At 37.2% G+C, this 15,731-nt stretch carries 17 protein-coding genes; 7 read left to right on the top strand and 10 right to left on the bottom strand.

Annotated features, from left to right (window positions below):
* Positions 1-58: 58 nt before the first annotated feature.
* From ACI4L0_RS00320 to ACI4L0_RS00360, 9 genes are all read right to left on the bottom strand, one after another.
* Entirely contained in the window at positions 59-397 is a 339-nt protein-coding gene (locus ACI4L0_RS00320; protein ID WP_439798175.1) for a type II toxin-antitoxin system PemK/MazF family toxin, read from the bottom strand.
* Positions 384-638: a hypothetical protein gene (locus ACI4L0_RS00325; RefSeq protein ID WP_439798176.1), complete on the bottom strand. Its 255-nt coding sequence runs from the start codon at positions 636-638 to the stop codon at positions 384-386. Before ACI4L0_RS00325 ends, ACI4L0_RS00320 begins: the two co-directional genes overlap by 14 nt.
* 346 nt (positions 639-984) lie before the next feature.
* Positions 985-1,572 carry a type III toxin-antitoxin system ToxN/AbiQ family toxin gene (locus tag ACI4L0_RS00330; protein WP_439798177.1) on the bottom strand — a complete coding sequence of 196 codons (588 nt, stop codon included), beginning with the start codon at positions 1,570-1,572 and terminating at the stop codon, positions 985-987.
* A 711-nt stretch (positions 1,573-2,283) separates the two neighbouring features.
* Positions 2,284-2,550, bottom strand: coding sequence for a hypothetical protein (locus ACI4L0_RS00335; protein ID WP_439798178.1), 267 nt, complete (start codon positions 2,548-2,550; stop codon positions 2,284-2,286).
* A gap of 35 nt (positions 2,551-2,585) precedes the next feature.
* Complete coding sequence (locus ACI4L0_RS00340) at positions 2,586-3,467, bottom strand: hypothetical protein (protein ID WP_439798179.1); 882 nt, start codon at positions 3,465-3,467, stop codon at positions 2,586-2,588.
* A 5-nt stretch (positions 3,468-3,472) separates the two neighbouring features.
* Positions 3,473-6,613: an Eco57I restriction-modification methylase domain-containing protein gene (locus tag ACI4L0_RS00345; protein ID WP_439798180.1), complete on the bottom strand. Its 3,141-nt coding sequence runs from the start codon at positions 6,611-6,613 to the stop codon at positions 3,473-3,475.
* A gap of 701 nt (positions 6,614-7,314) precedes the next feature.
* The gene (locus tag ACI4L0_RS00350) at positions 7,315-7,794 is read right to left on the bottom strand and encodes a hypothetical protein (protein ID WP_439798181.1); all 480 of its coding nucleotides are present in this window, start codon (positions 7,792-7,794) and stop codon (positions 7,315-7,317) included.
* A gap of 9 nt (positions 7,795-7,803) precedes the next feature.
* The gene (locus tag ACI4L0_RS00355) at positions 7,804-8,718 is read right to left on the bottom strand and encodes a phage tail protein (RefSeq protein ID WP_439798182.1); all 915 of its coding nucleotides are present in this window, start codon (positions 8,716-8,718) and stop codon (positions 7,804-7,806) included.
* 106 nt (positions 8,719-8,824) lie between these two features.
* On the bottom strand, positions 8,825-8,983 hold the full coding sequence (locus ACI4L0_RS00360) for a hypothetical protein (RefSeq protein ID WP_439798183.1): 159 nt from the start codon (positions 8,981-8,983) through the stop codon (positions 8,825-8,827).
* A gap of 247 nt (positions 8,984-9,230) precedes the next feature.
* On the opposite strand from ACI4L0_RS00360, the gene ACI4L0_RS00365 reads away from it, so the two are divergent.
* The 4 genes from ACI4L0_RS00365 to ACI4L0_RS00380 all read left to right on the top strand — a co-directional run bounded on the left by ACI4L0_RS00365 (position 9,231) and on the right by ACI4L0_RS00380 (position 12,240).
* Positions 9,231-9,497: a type II toxin-antitoxin system RelB/DinJ family antitoxin gene (locus tag ACI4L0_RS00365; RefSeq protein ID WP_439798184.1), complete on the top strand. Its 267-nt coding sequence runs from the start codon at positions 9,231-9,233 to the stop codon at positions 9,495-9,497.
* Positions 9,497-9,799, top strand: a complete 303-nt coding sequence (locus tag ACI4L0_RS00370; RefSeq protein ID WP_439798185.1) for a type II toxin-antitoxin system YafQ family toxin — start codon at positions 9,497-9,499, stop codon at positions 9,797-9,799. The genes ACI4L0_RS00365 and ACI4L0_RS00370 overlap by 1 nt, the downstream gene beginning before the upstream one ends.
* Before the next feature lie 116 nt (positions 9,800-9,915).
* Positions 9,916-10,776, top strand: coding sequence for an AAC(3) family N-acetyltransferase (locus ACI4L0_RS00375; RefSeq protein ID WP_439798186.1), 861 nt, complete (start codon positions 9,916-9,918; stop codon positions 10,774-10,776).
* A gap of 1,089 nt (positions 10,777-11,865) precedes the next feature.
* A complete protein-coding gene (locus ACI4L0_RS00380; protein WP_439798187.1) occupies positions 11,866-12,240 on the top strand; it encodes a winged helix-turn-helix transcriptional regulator in 375 nt (124 codons plus the stop codon).
* 55 nt (positions 12,241-12,295) lie between these two features.
* Here the strand turns inward: ACI4L0_RS00380 and ACI4L0_RS00385 are convergent, their stop codons facing one another.
* Entirely contained in the window at positions 12,296-12,691 is a 396-nt protein-coding gene (locus ACI4L0_RS00385; RefSeq protein WP_439798188.1) for a pyridoxamine 5'-phosphate oxidase family protein, read from the bottom strand.
* A gap of 206 nt (positions 12,692-12,897) precedes the next feature.
* Here ACI4L0_RS00385 and ACI4L0_RS00390 point away from each other — a divergent pair, with 206 nt between their 5' ends.
* The 3 genes from ACI4L0_RS00390 (at position 12,898) to ACI4L0_RS00400 (ending at position 15,691) form a co-directional block, all read left to right on the top strand.
* A complete protein-coding gene (locus ACI4L0_RS00390; RefSeq protein ID WP_439798189.1) occupies positions 12,898-13,323 on the top strand; it encodes a NifB/NifX family molybdenum-iron cluster-binding protein in 426 nt (141 codons plus the stop codon).
* Between the two features lie 2 nt (positions 13,324-13,325).
* Positions 13,326-13,739 carry a GNAT family N-acetyltransferase gene (locus ACI4L0_RS00395; protein ID WP_439798190.1) on the top strand — a complete coding sequence of 138 codons (414 nt, stop codon included), beginning with the start codon at positions 13,326-13,328 and terminating at the stop codon, positions 13,737-13,739.
* A 650-nt stretch (positions 13,740-14,389) separates the two neighbouring features.
* Positions 14,390-15,691 (top strand): esterase-like activity of phytase family protein, encoded by a 1,302-nt coding sequence (locus tag ACI4L0_RS00400; RefSeq protein ID WP_439798191.1) that lies wholly within the window; start codon positions 14,390-14,392, stop codon positions 15,689-15,691.
* Positions 15,692-15,731 lie beyond the last annotated feature (40 nt).

A 15,731-nucleotide genomic window follows, 5' to 3' on the forward strand; every position in this document is an offset into this window, starting at 1 on the left:
CCTTTCTACCTTCCTCCCACAATTTTGATTTCTTTGTCGGTGGCGGTGATTTGATTTTTTATATTGCCAGTAAATCAGAAATTGCGGCAGAAATATTCAGCATTATGGCAGGGGATAGTTTTGATACTTTCTCTACAAGACAGGATTTATCAACTATTCCAATCTGTGGAGTAAGTGCAACAGAATCTTTTGAAAGTCCTGTATCAGATTTTTTTAGAAAAATATTATCTTTATGTTCTGCAAGAAGAGTATTTGTTGTAAGGGGAACTACTACAGTTGTCATTATGCGGCTTGCATTGAAATTATCATTTTGAACGATAACGGCAGGTCGTCTGCCTTGAGGCATACTGCCATAGGCAAGTCCAAAATCAACCCACCAGATTTCACCACGTGTCATTCTTTACAGCCTCCCACATGGTACGCATAGAAGAATGTGCGGCTGCAAGCTGTTCCTCCTGAGGAATTTTGTCATACACTGCGTTAATGCGGTCAACTTCTGCCTGATTTATATTAGAGCCATTTTGAACAGAACGTTTTTTTGCAAGCAGCAACTGAACTTTTTCGTAGATTCCTTCAAGAGATGGAATGTCAAGTTTATCGAGTTCAGAATTAAAATAGGCATAAGCAAAATCACTCATACGGCTACCTCCATAACTTAAAATATATCACAATTTGATTGAAAAATCATCTGTTTTTCCCTTTCTACCTCCCTTCCACGACTTTGATTTCTTCTTCGGTCAAATCGTAGAGTTTGTACACTAAGGCGTTTATTTCTTTGTCGGTGGCGGTGATTTGCTGGAGCAGGTGTTATATACACCACGATATTTATCGGCGCGAGTTTTAAAAAAACAACTTTTTCTGTATATAGTAAAAAATTGGCGCGAGTTTTGAAAAAACTCGGTAGCAAAGAGAATCTTTGCGGAGTTATCTCCCGAAACTCAATCGGCTTACGCCGAAATTTGAACTTTGGGAGGCTGGCATTTTTTAACCATTGGTAAAAAGACAGTATTCACTGCATTTTTCTTCAAGGAGTTTGAAATCACAACAAAAAGGAATAATACGTCCTGTTTTCATCTGCTTTTCATACAATCTACCGGCTTTTTGAATAATCAAATTCAATATTTTTAAACAAAAAACAAATTCTTTATTCATAAGGTTTTTATAGTTTCGAGTTTCTTCTGAATCTGACTCTGAATGAATTAAATCTACTTTTGTATATAATCCATCTTTTATAGGTATCATCTTTTTTAAGTCTATGATAGACAGCAGATGTTCAATTGTTCCATCAGACATTTCTTTGCAAACGGCTTTTCCAGAAACAGCAGATTTATCATATTTTTCATATATTAAAAAACGATCTGCTTCTATATTTTTCCAAGTCTTGTGTTTTTCCTTTGCGGATGAAAGAGGAATCACATATTGAATATTTTCCGAATTTAATAAAATACCAAGATACGGCTTATTATCATATCCAATCGATTTGTAATAGACTTCGGAACAAAATTCATGCAGGTATTTTAAGTAATCTTGATTTATATTTATGAAAGTGAGCTTGTCTTTTAAGGAAAACATATTACCGCCTGAAAAAAAATAAGGCCGCCTGAAACAACAGACGACCCTTCTTAAAGTTCATCTCTTTACGGATTCAAACCGCAGGTTAATGGAGACCTTCTGAAATTAAATATAATGCAGAATATGAGTAAGGTCAATATTTCGGGCGGCTTTTTGCTACATTCCACATTCGTTCCATTCCGCAAAAAACAGGCTATTCGGGGTTCCGCTATCGCTTCATTCCTGCGCTGCGCTTCGGAACGGCTTCGCCGCCCCTACTATCCTTGCCGCAGGTACAATTTACTCAAAAAACACCTTTTTCTGTATATAGTAAAAAATTGGCGCGAGTTTTGAAAAAACGACTTTTCTATATACACTATACTGTTTTATTGCTATACTATACTCATTGGAAATGCCTGAACAGGCGGTTATCTCCCGAAACTCAATCAGCTATTGCTGAAATTTGAACTTTGGGAGGCTGGCATGACTTTAGAATATGTCTTGGTTGCTGTTGCAATTATCAGTTGCATCGCATCTGTCATAGGAACAGTTTATGCAGCTCTCACTTACCATAAAAAGAAGTAGAGTAAAAAAATAGCCGCCAAAACTAAGTTTTCGAAGCTTTTTGGCGACTAATTCGCATAAGTGGAGATAACCCAAGTTCGGGCATTTCCTTTCTTTTTAAGATAGCACAGTTTTGAGATTTCGTCAAATTTGGAAAAGCAAAAACTATTATTCAATATCAACACAAAAAATTGCAACCTTATTTAACATTTGCATTGCATTTGATTCTAGTTCATTATGATATCTTCCTGAAGCATTATCCACACAATTAACCATTTCTAAATAGACGTTTCTATTATATCCAAAATCTATCTTACTTGCCAAAAATCTTAATTTATTAATATATTTCCTGGCATTGTCTTTTGATGATACTGATAAAGCACAGTCAACCAGATTCTCAATTTCTTTAAATTCTTCTTTTGTAAACTTATTCACAATATTTCCTTGTAATCTCAGTAAAGTTTTATATACTATTTTCTGAATTCAGTTTTAAGTTTAATCTCAGGAAAGTATAATCTTTGCTCCTCAGAACCACATTCATAAAACTTTGGTTTTGAATTTTCATCACCATCGCCTTTATAAAATCCACCAATATAAAAATTTTTTACATTTGATTTATATTTGCAAACCCAAACTCCATATACCTTAAGATAATCATGAGCCTGCTTCTTTGTAAAACAAAAATTATAAAACCGAATATCTTTTGATGATGGATATGCTATTGGAACTATCGGAAAAAGTTCCATAGTTCTTGCAATTGATTGAGTTAATTTATATAGATAATTCTTATTATCAGAAGTTAAATTCTTTCTAAGAATTCTAGATTGGAAATCCAAAATCAAATCATTATTTTTATGACTTTGACTATCATTATATTTAGGTTTTAACCCAACAGGTACATACTCAAAATCTTTAATTACTTCATAAACAATTATGAAAAATAAATCATCTCGTTTGATGCCACATTCCTTAATGCAAGTGGTATAATTTTCAGATGTATATAATACTTGTTCATTTTCTATATTTATTCTTCCTGTTAAGCATTTTTCCAAAGGAGGTTCCCAAAAATATGATACATTTTGAATGTTTCTATAAAAGTAATCCTTTTCTTCAAATGTTTTTTTAGAATCTTTATTAAAAAAATTTACGACCCTATATAATTTTGTTTTTTGTGAACAAAGTAACTTTGGTATTAAAAAACTGCCTGCTTGAGAAAAAGATAAAGTTTTACAATACTCTGCACAAATTTCAGCTTCAGACATACTTTCAAAATCCAAGCATAAAAACTTATCAAGACGACTTTTTATTTTTTCTGTTGGAATTTGCTCTAATCTTTCTTGAAATTTGTCCATATCTTCTACCTCCCTTCCACGATTGCAATTTCTTCTGCGGTCAAATCGTAGAGTTTGTACACTAAGGCGTTTATTTCTTTGTCGGTGGCGGTGATTTGGGTTTGTAGTTCCTGGAGCTGGTTTTTTGTGTCTTCAAAAATTTCGAGCCATTCGAGTTTGGTTTTTGGGGTGACTTTCTGCTTGAGTTCTTTCATAAAACCGTCAAAGTCCAGGTCGTAGAAAGTTTCCAGTTTTGTACTGATTTTTTCCAGCGCAAATGTCTGTTTTACAACTTTTAGGAAGTTGCCGGATTTTTTCTGCAAGTTTTCGTTGAGTGCGAGCATTTTGTCTGTCAAATCATCTAATTCTTTATTGTTTTCAAAATCTGGTATCGGAATTTGTTCAAAGTATTGCGGTTTTACTTCGATGTAACCGCCGTTTCTAACTACACAAATAGACGTAAGGAACTTCCATACTATTTTTGAATTTAGAATGCTGACTAAAGATTTGTTATCAGTTGGAAGCATACAGCAAGGGGCTGAAACAATAGTTTTTGTTTCATCGTAAGAGAATTTGTTACTGTTTTGCAGGTTTCCCCAAATTACTTTGTTTTTTTCAAATAATGATTGATAAGCACAATTCCTTAAATTATAAGGCGTTTTTCCCTTGTCATATCTTTTTTCAAGTTTGTCATAAAATCCATTCAGATAGTTTTTAACTGCCTTATAATCATCTATGTTTATCACGTCAATATCATCATAACCGTTATGAACTGATAAAATATATTTTTCGATTGGACGATTAATCCATTTGTTCAAATCTTTGCCCTCAAAAACTTTTTTTATCAATTCGGCAGATTTCGGATCTTCTTCTATAAGCCTGTTTTTTGTCGCTTCGTCAATAAAAAACGCTTCATTTAATCCCGTTAAAACACCTCTATAACATTTTCCGTATTTTTCAGAAACAGTAGGAAAAGAAGTTATCTTATTCAGAATAGATTTTAATTCGTTACTTTCAAAAGACCAGCTTTCACTATTTAAATTGGCTTGAGAAACATTCACATCATTACAGGCATTTATAACGATATTTCCATTCATTGAATTAGGAATTTTTTTGTAAATGAAAATGTTGCCTTCTTCAAATTTCTTTTTCAAAATCAAAATAATCGGGTAAGTTGTTGCACCAGAGAATATTTGAACTTCTGTAAAATCAACATATTTTTCAATAGTTGTTTTTGTCGCTATAAAATCCCTTAATGTTTTTCCCGAAGTGGTTTTATCAAAAGTATTTGAAATAAATCCAAAAATGCCGTTTTCATTCAACAGGCTTAAGCCTTTTTCATAAAAATATGAGAACAAATCACCGTCTGGATTAAATACATTGAAATTGTTTTTATAAAAAGTTATGTCTTTTGACAATAAAAGTTCAGCCCTGACATACGGCGGATTTCCAATTACTACATCAAAACCGCCTTTTTCGAACACTTCGGGGAATTCTTTTTCCCAGACGAAGGCTTTTTCGCCGGCTACGGCGGGGTCGTCGATGAGGGAGTTTCCGCATTTTATTTTGTTGTTCAGGGTGGTGAGTTTGCGGTCTTTTTGGGCAGTGTGCAGCCACAGGCTCAGTTTTGTAATTTCTACGCTTTCTTCGTTGATGTCTACGCCGTAAAGGTTGTTTTCCAGAATAGAGTTATCAGAATATTCGGCAAACGCCATTGTGTCATTGTTGATTGTGCGCAGAAAATCAAAAACGCGCCGGTGCTCTGTCTTGAGCTGAGTGAGGGCGGCAGTAAGGAATGCTCCGCTTCCGCAGGCAGGGTCTAGAATTTTCAACGTAAAAAGCCATTCCTGATATTCGTTGAGGGCTTTGTTCAGCCTGTCCTTTTCCTTTTTTGTCAGGGCTTTTGAAATGGCTTCGTCGTTTATGTTCAGTTCGGCACGCTTTTGTTCGCAGAGTTTTCCGATGGTGTTTTCTACAATATATTTTGTGATGTATTCCGGCGTGTAGAAAACTCCGTCTTTTTTGCGCTTTCCCACATTATTGTTTTCAACTTTTTCGCCTGATTTTTCCGCTTCGATTTCTTTTTGAATTTCCTCGATTTCGGTGAGCGAGTTTTCAAAAATGCGTCCGAGAATGTCTACGGAAATCTGACTTTCAAAATCGTAATCTGCCAGCCGTTTTGTATGAATAAAAAGAACGTCGTCGCCGATTTTCAGACTGTCAAGAATTTCGTCCTGTTTGAAAAGTCCGCCGTTGTAGGCAAAAATGTTTTTAGTGCTGTCACTTTCGCTTTTGTAGCCTTTGTCTATTCTGTCAAAATAAGTTTTAAAAACACTGTACAGTGGCTGAGCGTAACCCATTTCCTTTAATTTCTGATAGTCGCCGATAATGCCCATTACGCTGTTTGCCGGCAAAAGTCCGCGGTCTTCGCAAAAGAGGATAAACAAAATCCTGTCCAGAAGTTTCTGCGTTTTTTTGAACAGTACGAGTTTGTCTATTTCCGGGTTGTTTTCTATCATATCTTCAAACAGAAGGCGCTTGAACGTTGAATAGTCCGCATAAAAATTGTCGGTAATCTGTTTTTCTTCGCTCAAAGTTTCGTGCTTGATTTTTAGCGGAACGTCGTTTTTGAGCTGGGTCAGTTCCATAAGAAGATACAGAATGCAGAAGTCCTCATAGTTCAGCGTGAAAAGGTTGAATTCTATAAATTCGATTTGCGTTTCCACATAAACACGAAGACGCTCGAAGTTGCAGACTATTACGTAGTTGCAGTTTTCGTGGTGGGATTTGTAGTCGAATGCCTGACGGGCAACTGTGTCAAGGTCGGTGGTGTCTGTGCCTTTAAGTTCGATTACGGCACGCACGGAATTTTCGTTGTTTTCTTCGCAGATTGCGCCGTCTGACTTTCGGGCATTGTTCTTGTTTTTGGTTTCGTTTTTGAGTTCGGTAAGAATGTTGTAATCCGGCTCCGGCTTTATCGTATAGTTCAAGACTGAACAGAATACGTCGCGGATAAAGCCTTCCTGATACTGTTCTTCTTTTATCGTGCGGATATTTGCGATTTTAGTTTCGTTTTTGTAGTTTGCGCAGAAGAGTTCGTATTTTTCGTGTAAGAGGTTTGCATCTATTTTTGAAAGGTATTTTTCGATTATTGATTTTTGAAACATTGTGGTTCTCCGTCTGGTGGTTTGCCTCTATTTTAGTTTAGCATTTTTGGGGAGAATTTTCTATAAAATTGTAAACCGGAAGAAAAAGCTGCAAGTTCGGGATGACAAAAACGTATTAGCATCCCCAAATGCACGGACAAAAAAATATTTCATCAAGAACAAAATTTATTTTCATCTTGAGCAAAAATTATCTTTATCTTGAACAAATATTCAGAAAACAGGCTTTTTACGCCTTGCAAACAGTCTTTTTTCATGTTGTAAACAGTCTATTTACAGCCTGTAAACAGACTGTTTACAGATTTTTGCAAAAATACGAAGTCTAATTCTTTATTATATAATAACATAGAACGACATAAAAAACAATAAATTTTTATTTTTGCAAGGAATCTTTTTCATTTCCCTCTCTTCCCCTGCAATATTCAAACTCAACCGTATCTTGAAATCAAATGGAATTACATCTCTACCCAACTATAATCGTCACCCCGAACTCGTTTCGGGGTCTATACGCTATATATAGTGCGGATTCTGAAACAAGATGTCATGATATAAATATCTGAAATGTGGTACTCTGATTCGACGGAATCAGAGAGTCGGCGGAAGGTTCTTCCGAACAGTGAAGAAGGCACCTAAAAAAAGTCTCTTACTTCGAAAACAAGATTGACCAAAAACGTTGTTAGTCGTTTTTATCCAATTCTATGAAATTACCATTGACTTTTATCTATCTGATATTTTTTAAAAATTCCTTTATTAGAATCCCATATAAGTGAAATTCCTTCCGTAACATTTTTTCCATTTTCACAGTAATAAATTGTGTGAATATATCCTGTTTTTTCAGTTATATTAATTTTCCAACCATAAAACTGTTTTCCTTTTATATCTGATGAAAACAAAACAGTATTGTTTGTTTCAATTTTATTTTCAGAAAACTTTATGTAAGGATATACTTCATTTTTATTACTCGGTAATTCATAAATTATTGCTTTATCAAATATTTGTCTTTCAGAATCTTTATAATTAGCTGATAAATACATTTTTTTTCCACAAATACTAATTATTTCTGTTTTAAAATTATTATCTCCAAAATAGGACTCTAGATATGAAAGAGGTTCTTTTGAATGTATACGAAAGGCACAAAATACTAACAGAAAAATTGCTGTAAATGTCTTAAATCGCTTTTCCATAATTATCTCCTAAAATCGTAAGCTTCTGATTTCCCCAGTTTGAGGTAAAGGGGTTTCAATTAATTCTATAAGACCAGGATTGTCTAAGGTGTTTTCAGGTCCACCAGAGGCATTTACTCTGGCACCATTTGAATTAACTATAGTTTGGACATGTACTATTCTGCCGTCTTCATCTCGCAAGAAACGTAAATCACCTCTTTGAAGAGGCCCATTAACAGGTTCTGTGTAATTAGCATAAATATCACTAGCTGTTTGATCCGGTATATTATTTCCCATTTGATTAAGACCGTATATTATTGAACCAGAACAATCCATTCCACCGTCTTCTGGTGAATTACCACCCCAAACATATGAACTTCCAACTAAGTTTTCCATAGTTTCTGCAAACTGCTCTGCAGATCCACTTAATTGTGAAGAATTATTATTAAAAGTATTATCTATAGAGTTTTCTGCTGCAATATTTTGGTTTGCAGGCAAAGTATATGCGGTAGTAGTATCATTGTCTGTTTCAATACCTTCATGTGCGATTTCCATTCTTTCAAGTGCAAAGGTATTAGAACATGAACAATCAAGTTTTGGACCAATCCAGCGGCAAGGTATTGCCCGAAAGAAATTCCATCGTTTGATTTCATTTCCTTCTGTATCTTTTAGGACAATCGAACCACTTTTACGTTCGACTTTTTCTGAAATTAAGAAATTCTTGAACCAGTTGAATAATTCATCGTTGTTGCTGATTCCCTTTTCTAGAACAAAATTTGGATAGCGAGTTCGCCCCTTAAAACGATGAACGCCGCCACCACCTTCTTCAATTTCAAATACTTCAGTTTCAGCTTCTAAGCCTTCACATTTTTGAAATCTTGCAGTTTCAATTCCGTCAAGTTCTATAAAAAATAAATATGATTTTAAATTAGAGTTATCTGCCATAATAATTCCATTCTATTATATTCCATATAAACAATGAAAATATATAAAAATAGTTACATTATTTGGAGAACTGCGCCCCAGTGCGGTCGTCCGACTAACTATGCAGCTAAACCGCAACGCAATTTACAGCCACACGAATCGCTCGCGTTTTTTCCTTAAGTTTAAATCCGTCAAAAACTGCTCCCGCATGAAGCGAAAAATGAAGGGCAATCAGAATGTAGTACCAGTGGCTTGCTGCAAGAAAATTGGCAGAGCTGATGTACACTCTGTTGAAAAATGGTATGTCATATGAAAAAAGAGCTTCCGTGTCAGCTAAACAGCTGGCAGCAGAAGTCCTTGCAATGGCCAGTTAATTATTGGAATCAGGAGCTTCATGGTATTGACAAATATCATAGGAGTTCAGAATGACACCAGTTTTTAGATACTTTTTCCCATATTTTTCACTTGATTTTCACTGATTTTTCACATATATTAACTGTAAAAGCACTTTAAACAATGTTTTGGAGGACAATATGGCAAACATTACAATTACTTTGGACGATCAGGATAAAACTGCTATTTCTAATTTCTGCGAGCAGATTGGCATGACTGTTTCAGGGCTTTACAATGTTTTTACAAAGCAGGTTATCCGCGAAGGACGCATTCCGTTTGAAATCAAAGTTGACCGCCCGAACCGCAAGACAATCAAAGCAATGCTCGAAGGCGACAAAATCGCAAACGACCCGAATGTCAAAGGATATACAAATGTTCACGAAATGATGGAGGCTTTGCTTAAATAATGGAATTTTCAAAGAAAAAAACAAAATATGAAATGCGTTTTACATCTGCAATGAAAAAAGACATGAAAAAAATTGTAAAACGCCATTATGATTTAAATCTTTTTGCAGAAACCGTTGAAAAACTCGCTAATGCCCAGCCTCTTGAAGAAAAATACTGCGACCATGCCCTTGAAGGAAACTGGAAAGGTCATCGTGAACTGCACATAAGACCTGACTGGCTGTTAATTTATCAGATTAAAGACGATGTGCTTATCCTTGAACTTTCCAGAACCGGAACCCATTCAGATTTATTCGGAAAATAAAATCTCTCCAATACTCTGTAAGTTTATCACATTTTTTGAATGTTGTCTGTTTTTTGCATGTACTGCATTGAGGTAAAAAAATTGGCACTTGTTTATTTCTTGTATATCCTAAAAAAATGAATGTCAAATCTAAAAAACAGCTTGAGCAGGTTGATTTTCTCAATGCAATAAATGAACTTGGAATAGGCGGTGCTGACGTATGTGTTCACGCATCGGTAAAATCGTTCGGGGCAAAGATTAACTGCGGAATAAAGGGAATCGTCTTGGCTTTTTTGTCGCAGGACTGCACTGTGATGGTTCCGGCATTTTGCGATGAATACGAAGCGCGGCCCGAAAAAAAATATATGCCCGAACGGAACGGAGCAGGGGACTATTCATTTTTTTTGAACAGGGACTATCCTGTAAAAAAAATCTTTGACGTAACGAGCAGAGAAATTTCGCTTGAAGAAATGGGACTGTTTTCAAAAACCGTTCTGGATTTTGAAAATGCCGTCAGGGGAAACAACCCTTTAAACTCATTCGCCGCAGTCGGACGCAATGCAGAAAAACTTACGCTCTCGCAGACTGCCCGCGACGTTTATGCTCCGTTACGCAGACTGTGTGACGACGGCGGCTACGTCCTTTTAATCGGCGTCGGACTTGATTCTGCAACAATCATTCATTACGCTGAACAGCTCGCAGGCAGAACTCCGTTTGTCAGATGGGCATACGGCAAAGACCTTCGCGTAATTCCCGTATCAGCCGGAAGCTGCTCCGACGGCTTTGAAAACCTCGCTCCGTTCGTCAGCCCCATCGCCCGAAAAACAAAAGTTGCCGAAAGCGAATGGATATGCTTCAAAGCCTCCGACCTCGCCGCCCTCTGCCAGACCCAAATCACCCGAACCCCAAAAATAACCCATTGCCCCGACCCCACCTGCCCCCGCTGCAACGACGCCATCTCCGGCGGCCCAATCCTCCCACCAGACTTCTGGAAGTAATTTTTTTGTCGCATCTCTGTCAAAAAGTATTTGGGAATAAACGGAAAACCAAAACTGCGCGGCATTTTCCAAAAAAGAGCGGATAAATCAAGATAAAATGCTATAAATTCGGGATGAATTTGAAAACAAAACGGGATAAAAAAAGGAGCCTTGCGCGCCTGAAAAGCACCGTAACTCCTGAAACAATGTATTGATATTTGCTTCTATAATATATCAGATTTTTCTTTATTAGGCAAATGATTTTCGGCCGTTTTTTACTAAACGCAAAATATAATTTCCCTTCCAGACCGTTTAAAAAATACAGGTTAATAACGATTTCGATAACTTTGGAATAAGATTCTAACATTAAAACTGGGAAATCTATATGGAAAGGCGACTGACCAAAAAGACCGCCTTAATTTTTATCCTAAATCACTTTTTTGAGAATTACCTGGTATAGAAACTTTACCAGTCTGTTCGTCTGGCGCAGCAGATTTTCATCTATTTTGAAAGGTATTTTTCGATTATTGATTTTTGAAACATTGTGGTTCTCCGTTTTTGTATTCTGCCTGTGTTTTACTTGCGTTCTTTTATTAATGTAAAACTGCTGGACTATTTTTTTTGATTTTAGCACGTTTGTGAAATTTTTTCTATGAAATTGCCTGCGGCTTTTTTTGCGTTAGGGATTGTAGGAGCGCGGAGCGTTCGGGAGCGACCGAAGGGAGCGGACGAATGGAGCGATTAGCGGAACTCCGAAAAGCCCGACCGCCTTTTAAGGCGGGAACGCCCTGATGTTTAAAAAAATTTTATTTGGGGGCGGCGGTTATTTTGAGTTTAGCACTTTTGGGTAGTTTTTTCTATAAATCATAACAGGGAATTGTTCGGGCTTTTGTTCAATGAGCGCGTTCTTGATGAAGAGGAAAATACTGACGTACCGCTTGCGGAACACGGCATGAGCCTTATAAATTTCAATGCGCTTTTGACATAAAAGTTGTCTGCGGATATAATAGTAACTATGATTTTCAGAGTAATGAAAATGTTAATTTATCAAAATGTATTTTTAGTCTGTGTACATTTATTTGTGTACTTTGCATAAGGAGTGTGAATTATATGTATCAAAGAAAATTAGATAAGGATATACGATGTCCATTAGAATATGGACTGGAAATCTTTGGAGGGAAATGGAACTCTAGAATTATATGTGTATTAGCTGCGAAGAAAGTTTTGCGTTACAGTGAACTCAGAAAAGAAATGGGAAATATAACTGATGCAGTTTTAGCATCAGCACTGAAAGACTTGATTAGCAACGAAATAGTGGTCAGAAAATCCTATGATGAAATTCCTCCTCGTGTTGAATATTCGTTATCCGAAAAAGGAGAATCCGTTGTTCCCATTTTACAAAGCATCTGCAAATGGTCAGGTATTTTTTATAAAGATGATAATGACCACATGATGGTGCATTGCCAAAAGTGTGATTATCGTTGAGGTGCAAAACAGGTGCAGAGCCTGAAATACACCCTGCACCCGTTTGATGTTTGAATTACAGAACTTTTTTGTTTTCAGCCCCCGGAGTTGTTACAATAACTTTTTCAGGGTTAATGATAAGTGCACCCTTTGCAGTAGCAGCACCATTGAACATCTTTTCTACCATTGCCTTAAAATTATTGACAACAGCACCTTCAGTAACATATTCCGCAGTTCCTTTGATTTGGTAGCCCTCAAGGCTTTGTGCATCGTAAACAGAGATAGCAATCTTTCCACCATTTGCTTTGATATTGTTCAAGGTAGTTTCCAAAAATACATCGCCAACAACCAGCTTTCCGTCATCAGTCACATCTTTAAATGCAACAGGTACAACATTCGGTTCTCCGTTCGCACAGGTAGCCAAATCCCACATGCTTGATTTTAACAGATTTAAAACATTTTCGTTCATCATAAAAATACCTCCAGATTTAATTTGTTGTCTGCTTGGTTAAGCTATGCTTATCATAGTAAATCTACTCGTGCCAGACAATATATTAGGAAATTTATTAGTCACTATTAAATTTCATAGTAAATTGTTTGTAACAAGCAAAAATTATATAATGTATTCGATATATGACGGAAATGATGTTATAAAGTGGCAAGACCGGGAAAATGTATATGTTTATTTCAGAGAAAGGAGAAAAAAATATGAGAATTGCAGTAACATATGAAAATGGAAAGGTATTTCAGCACTTTGGACATACAGAGCAGTTTAAACTGTATGATTGTGAAAACGATAAGGTGATAAAGGAACAGATTGTGGACACAAACGGTCAGGGACATGGAGCTTTGTCTGAATTTCTGGGGAAAGCAGGCGTGGACATATTGATTTGTGGTGGAATTGGAAGTGGTGCCCAGTCAGCATTATCAGAGGCAGGAATTCAGTTGTATGGTGGAGTATCAGGTAATGCAGATAATGTAATTAAGGCATATTTAGAGGGTAATTTGACTTTTGATCCGAATGTACAGTGTGATCATCATGAACATCATCATGAGGATGGACATTCTTGTGGTGAAGATAAGCACGGATGTAAAGGAAAATAGAAATGGAAATAAAATATACAGAAAAAAAAGAATTTACACAGCAACAGGTACAAGAACTTTTTTTATCAGTAGGATGGGTTTCCGGGCAGTATCCGAGCAGATTGCATAAAGCATTGATGAATTCGTCCACAGTTATTACTGCATGGGATGAGGACAAATTAGTTGGACTTGTTCGTGCACTGGATGATAGCGAATTAGTGGCTTATCTGCATTATGTTTTAGTTAATCCGGCATACCATGGGCAAGGGATTGCTGGAACTATGATAGAAATGATTAAAGAAAAATACAAAGATTATCTTTATATTGAAGGTATGCCCGAAAACCGGAAAAATGCTCCGTTTTATCAGAAACATGGGTTTGAAATTATGGAAAATGGTGTGGCAATGCAGATTTGCAATTATGCAAATAAAATTTAAGACAGACTTATTGGAATGGTCAGTTAATTAAAATGGATTGATTGGTTTCATTTTCCAATATTTATTCCTATGTTCCAACGCCAGTTCCGGTTTCTTCCATCTTGTATAAAGATTATAAAGATACCGATATACAGATTTCATATAATCATTGTCGCATCTCTGTCAAAAAGTATTTGGGAATAAACGGAAAACCAAAACTGCGCGGCATTTCCGTTCATCAAGATAAACATTTTTATTTATCTAGATAGCGCCAAAAATTCATCTTGATGACCGCACCTGATTCATCAAGATGAACGGTGTATGTTTATCTTGATGAATACACCCAATTCATCTTGATAAACGCAGGTAATTCATCAAGATGAATTTCCAAAAAAGAGCGGATAAATCAAGATAAAATGCTATAAATTCGGGATGAATTTGAAAACAAAACGGGATAAAAAAAGGAGTTTCGCGCGCCTGAAAAGCACCGGAACTCCTGAAATTACATATTGATTTACTTCTATAATATATCAGATTTTTCTTCATTAAGCAAATGATTTTCGACCGCTTTCCCGGGAATGAGTTTTATCCTCCTCTTTTCAAAATCTTTACAAATTTTTCAACAAAATCTAACACACGCGCGATACTATGCCTTCCAGAAGAGGTACTTTATGAAAAGACAATCATTGTATATTGCGGCGGCGGCTCTTGTGCTTGCTTCGTGCGCATCCACCGGCGTAAAAAAATCTGCGGACGGCTATGGCGCTGTTTCAAAAAACGGTGCCGCAGTTCCGTACCGCATGCTTTTAAAAACGGCAGACGGCGTTGAAATTCAAAACGGAGGCTACGGCTCTGACGGCTGTGCGCACCCTACGGATTCTTCGCTTTTCTACCTTATAACAGACCGCGGTCCGAACATTGATTACGAGGGTGCAAACGGAAAGGGAAAGCTTTTTCCTGTTCCTGAATATTCGCCAAGAATCGGGCTTTTCAGAATGGAAAAGGACGGCACTGTTTCGCTTGTAAAGGAAATCATCCTCAAAACACCGGACGGAAAGCCGATTACAGGTCTTCCAAACCCTAAAGGCCGCGGTGCAACAGGCGAAATTGCCTACACCCTTGACGGAACAGTTTTAGGCACGGACGACTACGGTCTTGACAGCGAGGGAATTGCTGCGGCAAAGGACGGAACGTTCTGGATTTCAGACGAATACGGTCCGCACATCGTTCACTATGCGGCTGACGGAACGGAAATTGAGCGCATAAGTCCGTACGGAATGACAACAGGAAACCGCCATCTTCCTGCTGTTCTTGCGCGCCGTCGGGCAAACCGCGGAATGGAAGGACTTGCGCTTACGCCGGACGGAAAAACTCTCGTCGGTCTTATGCAGTCAACGCTGTTCAACCCTTCAAAAAAGGAAATCACAAACAAGCGCCTTATCCGTATAGTTACGTTTGACATTGCAAGCGGCGCTACAAAGCAGTTTGTCTATCTTCAGAACAAGGAAACAGATTCCACCTGCGGAATTGCTGCTCTTTCAAACACGGAATTTGTTGTCATTGAGCGCGACGGCAATTTTTCAGGCGAAAAGGAAACGCACAAATATCTTTTCAAGATTGACATAAGCGGCGCAACGGACGTTACTGGCGATGACGTACAGTCACCGGCAGGAATGCTCGTGAACGGAAAAACGCTTGAGCAGTGTTCGGCAGAAGAACTTTCCAAGGCAGGAATAAAGACTGTTTCCAAAAAGCTTCTTGTTGACCTGACTTCATATCTTCCGAACAAATATCCGCACGACAAGCTTGAAGGACTGTGGATTACGGGACGCAATTCAATCGCCGTTGCAAACGACAATGACTTTGCGATTACCGTAGAAAACAACAGGCTCGTTCAGAAAATTCTTCCGGGAACAGACAGAATTGATGACGACGTTGTGTACGTCATAACGCTGAACGAACCGCTTTACTAGGGAAGCACTGAGTAACATTTGAATCGGTTAATACATCCGG

It is taken from the genome of Treponema sp. (assembly GCF_051883275.1).
Lineage (GTDB): Bacteria > Spirochaetota > Spirochaetia > Treponematales > Treponemataceae > Treponema_D.